Origin of the sequence: Vibrio sp. 10N.261.54.A5, assembly GCF_041471145.1 — a bacterium.
Lineage (GTDB): Bacteria > Pseudomonadota > Gammaproteobacteria > Enterobacterales > Vibrionaceae > Vibrio > Vibrio crassostreae_C.
Genome location: NZ_JBFRNU010000054.1, coordinates 158,683 through 171,097 on the forward strand (window position 1 = coordinate 158,683; position 12,415 = coordinate 171,097).

Consider the following 12,415-nt stretch of genomic DNA (forward strand, 5'->3'; position numbering starts at 1 on the left):
ATTTTTGAGTGTCGAACTGGAGCTTCTATTCCATAGGAACAACGAGAATATCGATAGGGGAAGTATCGATGATCTGTTTAGAATGGGAGATGAGCTTATGCCAAAAATCATGGTGATGGCCGCACAGCAATAGGTCAACGCCGTTTGCTTCGATGGCATTTTTGAGCTTATCGTTCAAATCACCCGTTCCCACGAAAATGTGCTTGATTGGGTGTTTGGCGTAGGCTTCAAACTCTTTCAAATGCTTAACGGCATCTTCATTGATGGGTAAATCACCGTCATTTCCCTGAATATCAACGAGCTCTGGATAAATTTCTCCATGCGTACCATCGATATAAACAAATGAAATGCCAGCCTCCAGTTTATCAGCGAAGAAGGTCGCTCTATCAATGAGAATCTTGGTGTCGTCAGACAGTTCAAGTGCGACCAGAATATGTCGGTAATCCATAATTAAAGCCTCTTGTTGTGAGTTATGTAACAAGCATAGTTTCTGTTGACGCAAATGATATCGAAGAGATCTCATATTCCGTAAAATCATCATTCAATGTTCTTCTAAGCACTATCGTATTTACATCGCTTTGATTGGTAAGAAATTTACAAAAGGTTGATATAGTGGTTGAAGCGCTAGCTTATGCTGTTAGATAGGCTTGATAGTTCAATGCGCCAATAACGAAGAGGCATCAATGACAGCACTACTAACCATTCCCACTCGAACATTAGGTTTCGACTACGATATTGAGATCCGAGACTGGTCTCAAAAGCTCGTCGGCTTTCATGTGTTTGAAGATGGTAGACGACCGCTTGATGGAGGCATTGGGCTGAGCCTCAACCTTGTTGAACAGTTTGACGTGAATGGTCGTTGGCTAAATTCATTACCTGCGCGTTATCGTGAAATCACCGACGACTTTCCAGAATACCAATACCAGATGTTGTGGCTTGCTGCGAATACTTATGAAGCCGCGCAATTGCTTGAATTAAGGCCTGTTATTTTGGCTTTGATCTGCATGAAATACAGTGTCGACAACAAGAAAGCACTGGCACTAAGTTGCTTAGGGCAGAAGAAGATCCTTACCAAGTTGGGCTTAGACGGCAGCAAGGCGACACTCAAATTCATCGACAAGCTAGAGCTTCATTACAATGTTGGTGATGAACTCGACCACATTGTTCGCATTCTCGAGCCACTGCAAAGACGAGTTCTTAAGTTTAAGCATTACTCAAAAGTTGGATACACAGCCCTGCGTTTGGACCAAGTTCATCCATTTCTAACTGGTAGCAGGCTAGGGATTGCAATGGTGGAAGAGGGCAGACTTAACGCACCGTCGAAGATGGCGATGTTCCAAGATGCGATATTGCTAGGGCAAGATTTGGAGATGGATGATCCACTGCGCGCGATTACCAGCCAGAACTCTTTTGCGATGTTTGAACAACTCCATGACCGCTGGACGGAGCAACGCCAATTACGTCGTTTGGAGGGTAACTGCCCAATGGATAAAGACATCCCTTATCCCGTTCCTTTACTTGGCAATGACAACATTCATCCGCTCACGGATTATTACGACCTTGAACACGAAGGCATCGAGCAGAAGCACTGTATTGGCGTGTATCACAACCGAATCATGAGCGATCGTTATGTGGTGTTCCGCATGCTCAAGCCTCAGCGTTTAACCATAGGTTTACGCCGCGTCCCGAGCAAAGCATTTCCTTTTGAAATAGACCAAATCTGCGGAAAACGAAATGCACCTCCGTCGGAATCCGCTCGCCAAGTGATTCACGACTGGCTAGAAGCGAGTAAGCAAAAATATCCTAAGCAATAGCCATTAAGTAGAAGGAATACAGGATGTTTCAACAAGGCGATCTTTGCCCTCATTGTGGTTTGATTATTGTGATGCCTACGGATCTGCAAGGTGAATGCCTAGGATGCGGCGAAGAAATTAATCAAGACCCAGCAGACGATTACGACGAAGAAGAGTAGCTTTACCTACACTTAGATTAAACAAGGCTAGGATAGCCGAATTACTCTCTTTAAAAGGACGGAAAAATGCAGAAAGTAATCTTTAGAAATTGCGATGAAAACTCACCTTATTGGCATGAGTTAGAGGGCTTATTTCAAAGTGAATGGTCTGATTTCAAGTTTAAAGATACATATAAAGAAAACGTACAACTCCCTCCAGTAATAACAGTACTTCGCGATAATGTGGTCATTGGTGGCTTGGCGTATTCCTATTTTCAAGAACCTCACCAAGTTCGTGATGTAGTGTGGATCAACGCTGTGTTTGTCGACCCTCAATGGCGCGGTCAAGGCATTGCCAGTGAACTGATTAATCGTGGTGTCAGACAGGTTTCTTCTGCAGTGCAAACTCAACTCTACGCGTACACCAATATCATGGGTCTCTACCAAGGGCTAGGTTGGTCAATCGTAAATATCGAATCAGAACCGAACCATAAAGTGATGAGTATTGAGCTTAATCGATAAGCTCGGAATAAAAGCCTGATATTAGTTTATCTGCCGTTCGAGTAATGAATTTCTCCCTTTCATCCATAATGCATAAACCTGTTAAATTTTCGTTGAAACTCATGCCGATATCGCCTTTAAATCAAACAACTAGCTGTTGATTAAAACGATCAAGACGATTTATTGCAGCAGTTGTTGAGCACAAAGCCTATATTGACTAGAATGACGCACTTTTTTTATTTACGTACATACAGGTAATGAACATGAGCGATACTAATTCAAGACCAGCTTTACCAGATCATCTTGCAGGTAACCCACGCAGCCCACACCACGTTGCTGAGTGTTTCGAATACCCAATCGGCATTCGTCTAAATGGTAAAGAGCGTACTGATGTTGAAGAATACTGCATCAGCGAAGGTTGGGTTAAGATCCCTTCTCCAAAAGCGCTAGATCGTTTTGGTCAGCCAATGCTTATTACTCTAAAAGGCACTGTAGAAGCTTTTTACATCGACGCATAATCATGTCGTGTGGCTAGCTAATACATCGACGCATAGTCACGTCGTGTGGCTAGCTAATACTTCGAGTAATTAGCTAATGTTTGCTTAATTAGCCAACATCAAGCCACCAAGCGTTATTACCTAAAAGGGTCTAGAGAAATCTAGACCCTTTTTGTTTGCATTGATTTTAGCGAACTTCTTTAACCAATAGCCCAAACCACCTTCATAACTCCACAGATTCAACCAAAATTGTTGTTATTCACTATGCATTCGCAGTAATAACAAAGTTGTTGTTGGTTGATTTATGTTCGCTCGCTCTTTTTGGATTTATTCGTACTCGAAAGTTCTGATGTTTAATTAAACAGATACAAACAAAAATATGAAGCGCAGTCTAATTAAATGAAACTAATATGCTGTATTTAAAGTTATTTTTTGTTAATAACTACCTCTATCACAGAAATTAATCCTGAAGCACATACAATTCCCTTGATTTCGAATGAGCGCTAAATTTTTTCGTTCGAGCATTTAAATTCTTCCTTCGCCCAATAATTATGAGGTTCCTATGTTTGGAATATTCAAACCTATGGCGCATATCGATCGCTTGTCATCAGATAAGATCGATAGCACCTACACACGACTACGATGGCAGCTGTTTCTTGGCATCTTCGTTGGCTATGCGGGGTACTACTTAGTCCGTAAAAACTTTAGTTTGGCGATGCCTTATCTCATTGAACAAGGTTTTAGCCGTGGAGAACTAGGGGTTGCATTAGCGGCGGTATCTATCGCTTACGGCTTATCTAAGTTCTTAATGGGCAGTGTTTCTGACCGTTCTAACCCTCGTTACTTCCTCAGCGGTGGCTTGTTAATGTCGGCGTTGGTGATGTTCTGCTTTGGCTTCATGCCTTGGGCAACAGGCAGCATCACTGCGATGTTTATCCTGCTGTTCTTGAATGGTTGGTTCCAAGGTATGGGTTGGCCAGCTTGTGGACGAACCATGGTTCACTGGTGGTCACGAAAAGAACGTGGTGAGATAGTGTCAGTATGGAACGTTGCTCACAACGTGGGTGGCGGTTTGATTGGCCCAATGTTCTTGTTGGGGCTGTGGGCTTTTAACGACGATTGGCGAACCGCTTTTTATGTTCCTGCATTTTTTGCCACTCTCGTTGCTGTCTTTGTTTGGTTTACTGTAAGAGATACACCTCAATCTTGCGGCTTACCACCGATTGAAGAACACAAAGACGATTACCCAGACGACTACGATACGTCTCATGAGAAAGAAATGACGGCGAAAGAGATCTTCTTTAAGTACGTTTTCTCTAACAAGCTGTTGTGGTCAATCGCTATTGCCAATGCGTTTGTTTACCTTATCCGTTATGGCGTACTCGACTGGGCTCCGGTTTACTTAAAAGAAGCAAAAGACTTCTCTGTCGATAAATCATCTTGGGCTTACTTCCTGTATGAGTGGGCAGGTATCCCTGGCACCTTATTGTGTGGTTGGATTTCAGATAAGCTATTCAAAGGTCGACGAGCACCTGCAGGTATCTTGTTCATGGTTCTAGTGACAGTCGCTGTGTTGGTATATTGGCTGAACCCTGCGGGTAACCCAACGGTTGATATGTTGGCACTGGTTGCGATTGGTTTCCTTATCTATGGTCCTGTAATGCTGATCGGTTTGTATGCACTGGAACTTGCACCTAAGAAAGCTGCAGGTACAGCGGCTGGTCTAACAGGTTTGTTTGGTTACTTAGGTGGCGCGGTTGCTGCGAACGCAATACTCGGCTTTATGGTTGACCATTACGGTTGGGATGGCGGCTTCATTATTTTGGTCGGCGCTTGTGTAGCTTCAATCATCTGTCTGCTTTACGCCTTCTTAGGTGAGCGTGCGCACCATAAACAAAAAGATCTCGAACGAGAGAAAGAAGCGCTAGCTCAGTAGTGTATTTACTGGGTCACATCTATAAATAACAACAGAGGCAGGTATACCCTGCTTCTGTTTTATCAAGGGAAACAATAATGAAAACAACGTCACTGTCTCTGACCTTATTAGCACTAAGTTTATCTGCAAATGCGTTCGCCGATCCTTTAGTGATTGCTCATCGCGGTGCTTCTGGGTATTTGCCTGAACACACTTTACCCGCTAAAGCGCTCGCTTATGCAATGAAACCCGACTACATCGAACAAGATGTCGTGATGACCAAAGACGACCAATTGGTGGTTTTGCATGATCATTATCTAGACCGAGTCACCGATGTCGCGGATCGCTTTCCAACACGTGCTCGCGCAGATGGCCGCTACTACGCGATTGATTTTACGCTCGCTGAGATTAAATCCCTGAAAGTGACCGAAGGCTTTAACCTCGATGACCAAGGTAAAAGAGTGGCAGGGTACCCAACGCGCTTCCCAATGTGGCAGTCTGATTTTCGTGTCGCTACCTTTGCAGAAGAGATCGAGCTGATCCAAGGCCTAAATAAGACCTTAGGTTATGACGTGGGCATCTATCCTGAAATTAAAGCACCTTGGTTCCATCGTCACGAAGGCAAAGACATCTCCAAAGCGGTACTTGCGACCTTGCATCAATATGGTTACCTATCGAAAGACGACAAAGTGTATTTGCAGTGTTTTGACGCCAATGAACTTCAACGCATTAACGATGAGCTCATGCCAGTGATGGAAATGGATCTTAAGCTCGTTCAGTTGATGGCCTATACAGATTGGAATGAAACCATGACCTACCAAGGTGACAAAGCAACGCCGTACAGTTACGACTGGATGTTTGAAGCTGGTGGCATGGAAAAAGTGGCGTCTTATGCGGAAGGAATAGGCCCTTGGAAGCCAATGTTGGTGGACGATGCATCGACCAAAGATAACATCATTATTAAACCGTTAATGAAGTCAGCAAAAGACGCGGGCTTAGATGTTCACCCGTACACGTTCCGTGCTGACCCAGGAAGAATCCCAGCTTATGCTGATAACTTTGATGGCATGTTGGATGTCTTCTACAACCAAGTCAAAGTTGATGGTGTGTTTACCGACTTCCCAGACAAAGCGGTCGACTTCTTGAACCGTTAATACCCCGTCAGTTACGAGCTATTAGTAACGAGATACTAAGAGCCAAAAGCACCGACTAAAGGTGCTTTTGGCTCTTCTTTCACTTTTTGGATCTCCTTGTACTGGCCTCGAAATCCTACCTATATTCTTCTTTCTCAGCCCACATTTTGATATTCACTCGGTTTACAGCTATAACCTGACTTGATAGGTTACTCCCAATGCAGCCAGATGCTTAATCTATAAGTGTTTATCGGCTCAACCTGATATTGAATTTGGAAAGATCATGGAAGAAAGAAGCAAAGCTTATCTTTATAGCTACCTCAACACATTACCAGCAGACGTTGCTTCGCAATACACCTCTTTTAGTGCCGACTATTACTGTGCTGATGAATACAACGCCAACCTCTGCGCCCAGTTAATTCTCAAGGGTGAAAAACAAGCGTCTTGCAGCCTTGAATATTGGTACAGCCATGAAGGCGAGACGAGACCAGTAGTTGGTCACTTGCAAGTCGTCACTGACTGGGATGGCAAGCCAGTTTGCATTGTAGAGATCACTTCAGTCTCACAGTGCAAATATAACGAAGTGACGGCGGAGTTTGCTGCTGCCGAAGGTGAGGGTGATAAAACACTCGAATGGTGGAAAGAAGCTCACTGGAACTTCTTCTCTCGTGAATGTGAAGAGCTCAAGATCTCACCAAGTGAAGACATGTTACTTATGTTGGAGCGTTTCAAAGTGGTTTATCAATAAAGGGTATTTTGTGTTTAGAAGATCGTGCTCCATAAACAGTAACAAGGTTGTCCATAATGAGCCTAACCGTCCGAGAAGTTTTTATAGGCTCGCTTAAACATTAGATAATTCATCGTATGCAGGAGGCAAGATGACAAAGCTAATCGAATTAACAGAAATAGTCTTATTCGACTGGGGCAATACGCTGATGGTCGATTTCCCAGACGCACAAGGGAAGATGTGTGACTGGGAAATCGTACAAGAAGTGAGTGGTGCTCGTGCATTACTGGCTGAACTCTCCAAAAATCACCAAGTGTATGTTGCCACCAATGCTGGTGATTCCAGTAAAGACGACATCATTCGTGCCTTCAAGCGTGTTGGCCTGTCTCAATATATCTTGGGTTACTTTTGTAAGGCGAGCATTGGCTTTTCTAAGTTCGAGTCGGGGTTCTATCCTGCCATTATTTCTAAGCTCGGTGTTTCACCACAAGAGATCACCATGGTAGGCGACACTCTAGAGAAAGACATTTACCCAGCACTTGAAGCGGGTTTGCAAGCGGTGTGGTTGAACACGGAAGGTGCTGAGCTTAAGTCACAGCATCCAGGTATCGTACAAGTTCAATCCCTAAGCGAACTGTTGGAGTAGCGCGATTAACTCTCTGATATTAAGTTCAGATAAAGCGCTTGTCCGTTTTGACGTAAACCTCTCATCTCTTTGCTGTTTAATCCTCTAAGCTAACTCTAGTTTCCACTATGAGGGCTAGGTTATGAGTATCGAATGTCACGGAATATCGGTTGGAATTGAACGTGTTAGCGGTGAAACCATCGTTGTGTTCAAAGCGAAAGGCAAACTCACACACGATGACTATCAGGCAATGATGCCAATTCTAAATACCACGCTAGAAGAACTCGATTCATCTAAACTCAAGATGCTGGTCGATATCTCAACCTTAACAGGATGGGAGTTACGTGCAGCTTGGGATGATTTTAAACTGGGATTAGAGCTCAATTCTAAGATAGACAAGATTGCTATTTTCGGCGATAAAAGCTGGCAAGAATTCGCTTCAAAAGTAGGGAGCTGGTTTGTGTCCGGTGAGATTAAGTCATTCGAAGACCATGACTCTGCGCTTAAGTGGCTAGTCGATTGATACTATTCGCGGGCAGCTAGAGAGCAGTTCGTAAACATCGCCAATGACAGTTGACGAGAATTGTCTCGAACGCTGTCATTTTTCGTTGTGGTTATGATATTTCCTATTCGATTCAATAGAGTATATTCCTTCCAGCGTGTAACATACCCAGGCTTTGTTTGGTCGCGACTAATGGTGTGGCTTGATTCAGTAAGAACGAGAACTAAAACAGAAATAAGGTCTAACGACATGCATAAGGTAATTGATAAGCTGGCTTGGATATTCATCAAAGACGGCAAGCTGTTGATGGTCAGATCAAAAGGCAAAGAACTGTTCTATCTACCGGGTGGTAAGCGTGAAGCTGGCGAAAGTGATGAGCAAGCACTGGTTCGCGAAATCAAAGAAGAGATCTCAGTTGATTTAGTGCCTGACTCCATCAAATACGTCGAGACGTTTACAGGCCAAGCTGATGGCAAAGCGGAAGGCGTATCGGTGCAATTGACTTGCTATCTTGCTGATTATACTGGCGAACTGTCTCCGGATGCCGAAATTGAAGAGCTTAAGTTTGTGGATGGCAACGACAGAGCGGTATGCTCATTGGCGGCACTGGTTGCGCTTGATTGGTTAGAAGCGAACCAGTATTTGGCTTAAGGTTTTAGCGGCTACTAGCTAATACTGAAGATTGATCTTCAAAAGATCATCGCTTACGAATAGCTTGAAGGGCGGCTGTCTTTCATCAACAGGTCGAGTTTCCTTTGAGCTTTCTTCGTGTCTTGTAAATCCACCACCTCAATCATTTCACACTCATCTCGTACCATCTCATTAATTAGGCTTGGGTAGTGTCGGCAATCTTCTGGTCGGTCTAAGTAAATGCTACATGTGTACTTGGCTTGAGCCTTGGTGTCTTTCGTCGGAACCAGCTCCAGAAAAGGGCAGCGAGTTAAACGTTCGCCAGATTCAGGGTCGAACCAGATCTCGCTTCCTCGAACATATTCAAAGATGTCTGGGTTGAACAACTCCCACAAATCGATCTCTTCTTGAGTCGCGGCAAGGTCGCCATCTCCGTATTTGATACAGCATTTTCCGCATTGATTACAATCTTTCATTATCGACTTCATAAGTTGGTGAGCTTTTATCATTTTACCACTGATAGGCGTGGCACGTTGATTTTGTTGTTCATGGTTAAGCCGTTACGGGCGGGAACTTGGAATAGCGGTACTTAAAATCAATTTATCTATGAACCGCCACTCCAATCAAAGCTGTAAACAGTGATACAATTTGCGCCTCTCACGTTATTCAAGCAAAGGCATCAAGATGAGAACCGTATACACCACCGAAGTCAACATTAACGCAAAGAAACAAAAAGAGGCTTACCCAAAGCTCGCTTTATGTGACAAGTGCGTTGGTGACTATGTGGTTATCGAGCAAGGTGAACGAACTTACAAGCCTTGTGCTAAATGTGGTGCCGACGATTAATGCGCCTTGATAAATACCTATGTAAAAGCACTGACCTAACCAAGCCTGAAGCGATTGAACGCATCCATAATGGCGAGGTGAACGTAAACAGTGAAACTATCACCGATGAATCGACTCAGGTTCATGAAAGCAACTCCATCTTATTAAATGGCACGCCTCTTAAATTACGTGAATTTCGTTACCTCTTAATGCATAAGCCTGCGGGTACTATCTGCTCTAACATCGACGAAGTTTATCCTTCATTGTTCAACTACATCGAGATAGACAAAGCATCAGAACTGCACATTGCAGGGCGCTTAGATGCTGACACCACAGGCTTAGTCTTGATTACCGATGATGGGCGATGGTCATTCAACATCACTCTGCCAACCAAGTCGTGTAAGAAGGTGTATCGCGTGACATTGTCACGAGATATCAAAGACGATGTCGCTGATAAGTTTAAAGCGGGCATTCAATTGCAGGGCGAACAAAAACCGACGCGTCCGGCAGAGCTCGAAGTGATTACCAGTAAAGAAGTGCTGTTGACCATTACAGAAGGTAAGTTTCATCAAGTAAAACGAATGTTTGCTGCGGTCGGGAATCGAGTTGTTGGCCTACACCGTGAACAGATTGGCGATGTACGTTTAGATGTTGAAGCAGGTCAGTGGCGTTATCTAACTAAAGCCGAAGTCGACTCATTTCAGCAAGACTCTGAATAAACACCGTAACCACTTAAAGCGTTAAGCGTTAAGCGTGTCAGCACCGGAATATCAATACTATAAGGATGTAGGATGGAAAACCTCAAAGTCTCAGAAACTAAGTCTTTTGTACCCGCGAAAGACTTCGATTTATCCAAGCGTTTTTACCAGTCAATCGGCTTTGAAGTGAAGTCTGAATTTCACGATATCGCCTATCTACGACACGGCAGTTGTGCGTTCCTTCTGCAAAACTTTTATGAACCTGCGCACTGTCACAATTACATGATGCACTTGCTGGTTGAAGACGTAAAAAGTTGGTATCAACACATCCAAAACTCTAATGTAGTGTCGGATTTTGAAGTTACCGTTTCCGAGGTTGTTGAACAGCCTTGGGGAATGCTTGAGTTTTGTATCACTGACCCAAGTGGTGTGCTGTGGCGTGTGGCTGAAAACATCAGGCCGCGTTAATGCATCCAACTTGCATTGAGGCCAGTGAAAACTTCAAATTATCCATCTGTTTCTTTATTTCTGCCTACATAAGGCAATGATCAAATAGGTTCAAGCATGGATATAAAGGCTAAAATGCACAGCCAAGACGTTTACTACTGTGACGACGTTGATTTGGTTGCTGAGCAAACTCAATGCTTAGAAGTGCTATACGATTTCAACCACACTCGTCCTAGTGAAGGGTATAAACGACAACAAATCATGAAGCAACTGTTCGCCGAAGTCGGTGAGGGCTGCTACATCGAGCCACCGTTACACGCGAACTGGGGGCGTCACACCCACCTAGGCGACAATGTATACGTGAACTTCAATCTAACTCTGGTCGACGACACAGATGTATTCATCGGCGACAACGTGATGATTGCGCCTAACGTGACCATCGCCACTGGCACACATCCCATCAGCCCAGAACTCAGGCTAAAAGCAGCGCAGTTCAATGTTCCCGTTCGTATTGGTAACAATGTATGGCTTGGCGCGCACACCGTCGTACTTCCTGGTGTCACCATTGGTGAAAACTCAGTAATAGGTGCTGGCAGCATCGTCACCAAAGACATCCCAGCCAATGTGGTTGCTGTCGGTAACCCATGCCGTGTGGTACGCGAAATCAACGAACGCGACCGAGAGTATTACCACAAAGATCGCCGTATTCCAGATGAGCTAAAGTAAGTATTTCCCACATTAGTGTGATGGCTTCCCATCTCGTCATGCTATACATAAAAATTCTATATTTTCTACATGGTTGAAATTAGCTGTGACATAAGTCATTGTTATGCAATGGCTTAGTTGTATATTACTTATCTATCTTAGAAACTAGACAAAATTATTCTGGAGTTAAGTGCAGAATTTTTCTGTTTGATAGCTGTTATATGTACAGGGAGTTTCAATGAAGGGTTTTCTCAAAGGGATTTTAGCTTATCTTGTTGTGATCTCGGTAGCTCTGCTAATTTCTCGCAATTTTTTTGATTACCTATCCACAATAGACTTGGTTGACTACATTGCATATGCCGGGGTTTTACTTGTTGTATTGGCAGGCATTACATTTGATGGTAACAATCCAGCTAATCAAGACTTTTTGTCGTTAATGATTCATCGTGAACTTGTGTCCCGAACCAATGACTTTCAAGACGAAAGTAATAAAGTAAGTTTTGCAGTTAATGTCGGATTGATAGGTATATTTTTACTTATTACTAGTGGTGTAATGGCTTGGCATATTAGTAAGTAAAACATATAACAAATAAGGATTAAGGTGCTGCGCAGCCAACACTAAATCCCGAGTGTTGAACAAGCCCGAAGCCACTTTGTTAAGTAAATTGTACGATTGAACTTGAAGGGCACATCGCTTTGAGGCTTTTCTCAAGGCGAGCGGGGTCAAGATAAGGTTGCGATAGCAATCTTATCAACCAGTTAGCTATTTTTCGTTTCTTTCGTCGTCACATCTCCTTTGATTTCGTCAATGCCATTCTCCTTATTATCAAATGCCTTTCGGCTACATGGGTCGGCTCACTCCAACACACGCCATCTCATGCTCACAGCAAGGGCAGATTCTTATCGCTTTGCTCCTTATCGGTGCCGTTAGTGGCGGCATCATATAGACCAAGTTCAATAACAGCAGTTGAATGCGGGCTCTTAAGGCGTGAGCTTGACCACGTAAAAATCCGTAGTCTCGTACTCTCTGCAACCCTTTGGGCAGCACGTGTTGCAAAATGAGCAGCAAAAACTTCAGAATGGGCAAGGTGCGCGTTCGCCATGCATTGGTCTGACTCTCTTTATAGCGGAAGGTGACAGTATCATCTGTGATACTGATGATGTCTTCATCAGGCAGCACACCGCGATAGAGATAGCGCGCCAAATAGTTGAGTGCAGCCTGACCGTATCCTACTTGTCAGCAATCGACCACCCATTGT

At 43.8% G+C, this 12,415-nt stretch carries 17 protein-coding genes and 1 pseudogene; 15 read left to right on the forward strand and 3 right to left on the reverse strand.

What is annotated here, in order from left to right; translation table 11 throughout:
• Window positions 1-25 precede the first annotated feature (25 nt).
• Window positions 26-448 (reverse strand): universal stress protein, encoded by a 423-nt coding sequence (locus tag AB4329_RS16840; protein WP_017063967.1) that lies wholly within the window; start codon window positions 446-448, stop codon window positions 26-28.
• 235 nt (window positions 449-683) lie between these two features.
• Here AB4329_RS16840 and AB4329_RS16845 point away from each other — a divergent pair, with 235 nt between their 5' ends.
• The 10 genes from AB4329_RS16845 to AB4329_RS16890 all read left to right on the forward strand — a co-directional run bounded on the left by AB4329_RS16845 (window position 684) and on the right by AB4329_RS16890 (window position 8,502).
• Window positions 684-1,814: a PcfJ domain-containing protein gene (locus AB4329_RS16845; protein WP_372138816.1), complete on the forward strand. Its 1,131-nt coding sequence runs from the start codon at window positions 684-686 to the stop codon at window positions 1,812-1,814.
• A gap of 23 nt (window positions 1,815-1,837) precedes the next feature.
• Window positions 1,838-1,972: a hypothetical protein gene (locus AB4329_RS16850; RefSeq protein ID WP_017059202.1), complete on the forward strand. Its 135-nt coding sequence runs from the start codon at window positions 1,838-1,840 to the stop codon at window positions 1,970-1,972.
• A 66-nt stretch (window positions 1,973-2,038) separates the two neighbouring features.
• Entirely contained in the window at window positions 2,039-2,473 is a 435-nt protein-coding gene (locus AB4329_RS16855; RefSeq protein ID WP_017059203.1) for a GNAT family N-acetyltransferase, read from the forward strand.
• 242 nt (window positions 2,474-2,715) lie between these two features.
• Window positions 2,716-2,970: a DUF3297 family protein gene (locus AB4329_RS16860; protein ID WP_017059204.1), complete on the forward strand. Its 255-nt coding sequence runs from the start codon at window positions 2,716-2,718 to the stop codon at window positions 2,968-2,970.
• A 541-nt stretch (window positions 2,971-3,511) separates the two neighbouring features.
• The gene (gene glpT, locus AB4329_RS16865) at window positions 3,512-4,885 is read left to right on the forward strand and encodes a glycerol-3-phosphate transporter (protein WP_029235560.1); all 1,374 of its coding nucleotides are present in this window, start codon (window positions 3,512-3,514) and stop codon (window positions 4,883-4,885) included.
• 77 nt (window positions 4,886-4,962) lie between these two features.
• Window positions 4,963-6,018, forward strand: a complete 1,056-nt coding sequence (glpQ, locus tag AB4329_RS16870; RefSeq protein ID WP_372138818.1) for a glycerophosphodiester phosphodiesterase — start codon at window positions 4,963-4,965, stop codon at window positions 6,016-6,018.
• 262 nt (window positions 6,019-6,280) lie between these two features.
• Complete coding sequence (locus AB4329_RS16875) at window positions 6,281-6,745, forward strand: ASCH domain-containing protein (protein WP_372138820.1); 465 nt, start codon at window positions 6,281-6,283, stop codon at window positions 6,743-6,745.
• Window positions 6,746-6,875: 130 nt separating this feature from the next.
• A complete protein-coding gene (locus tag AB4329_RS16880) occupies window positions 6,876-7,370 on the forward strand; it encodes an HAD family hydrolase (protein ID WP_372138822.1) in 495 nt (164 codons plus the stop codon).
• Between the two features lie 121 nt (window positions 7,371-7,491).
• Complete coding sequence (locus AB4329_RS16885; RefSeq protein WP_137002089.1) at window positions 7,492-7,872, forward strand: STAS/SEC14 domain-containing protein; 381 nt, start codon at window positions 7,492-7,494, stop codon at window positions 7,870-7,872.
• A gap of 228 nt (window positions 7,873-8,100) precedes the next feature.
• Window positions 8,101-8,502: an NUDIX domain-containing protein gene (locus AB4329_RS16890; protein WP_017059210.1), complete on the forward strand. Its 402-nt coding sequence runs from the start codon at window positions 8,101-8,103 to the stop codon at window positions 8,500-8,502.
• 53 nt (window positions 8,503-8,555) lie between these two features.
• On the opposite strand, the gene AB4329_RS16895 is transcribed toward AB4329_RS16890, so the two are convergent.
• Window positions 8,556-8,957, reverse strand: a complete 402-nt coding sequence (locus AB4329_RS16895; protein ID WP_017065706.1) for a YkgJ family cysteine cluster protein — start codon at window positions 8,955-8,957, stop codon at window positions 8,556-8,558.
• Between the two features lie 208 nt (window positions 8,958-9,165).
• Here AB4329_RS16895 and AB4329_RS16900 point away from each other — a divergent pair, with 208 nt between their 5' ends.
• From AB4329_RS16900 to AB4329_RS16920, 5 genes are all read left to right on the forward strand, one after another.
• Window positions 9,166-9,327 carry a hypothetical protein gene (locus AB4329_RS16900; protein ID WP_017066554.1) on the forward strand — a complete coding sequence of 54 codons (162 nt, stop codon included), beginning with the start codon at window positions 9,166-9,168 and terminating at the stop codon, window positions 9,325-9,327.
• Window positions 9,327-10,025, forward strand: coding sequence for a pseudouridine synthase (locus AB4329_RS16905; protein WP_372138823.1), 699 nt, complete (start codon window positions 9,327-9,329; stop codon window positions 10,023-10,025). The genes AB4329_RS16900 and AB4329_RS16905 overlap by 1 nt, the downstream gene beginning before the upstream one ends.
• Window positions 10,026-10,097: 72 nt before the next feature.
• On the forward strand, window positions 10,098-10,472 hold the full coding sequence (locus tag AB4329_RS16910) for a VOC family protein (RefSeq protein WP_372138824.1): 375 nt from the start codon (window positions 10,098-10,100) through the stop codon (window positions 10,470-10,472).
• A gap of 96 nt (window positions 10,473-10,568) precedes the next feature.
• Window positions 10,569-11,177 carry a sugar O-acetyltransferase gene (locus AB4329_RS16915; RefSeq protein ID WP_372138826.1) on the forward strand — a complete coding sequence of 203 codons (609 nt, stop codon included), beginning with the start codon at window positions 10,569-10,571 and terminating at the stop codon, window positions 11,175-11,177.
• A 217-nt stretch (window positions 11,178-11,394) separates the two neighbouring features.
• Window positions 11,395-11,733 (forward strand): hypothetical protein, encoded by a 339-nt coding sequence (locus tag AB4329_RS16920; RefSeq protein WP_065681862.1) that lies wholly within the window; start codon window positions 11,395-11,397, stop codon window positions 11,731-11,733.
• A gap of 264 nt (window positions 11,734-11,997) precedes the next feature.
• Here the strand turns inward: AB4329_RS16920 and AB4329_RS16925 are convergent.
• Window positions 11,998-12,415 (reverse strand): annotated as a pseudogene (locus AB4329_RS16925) (transposase); the annotation flags it as partial.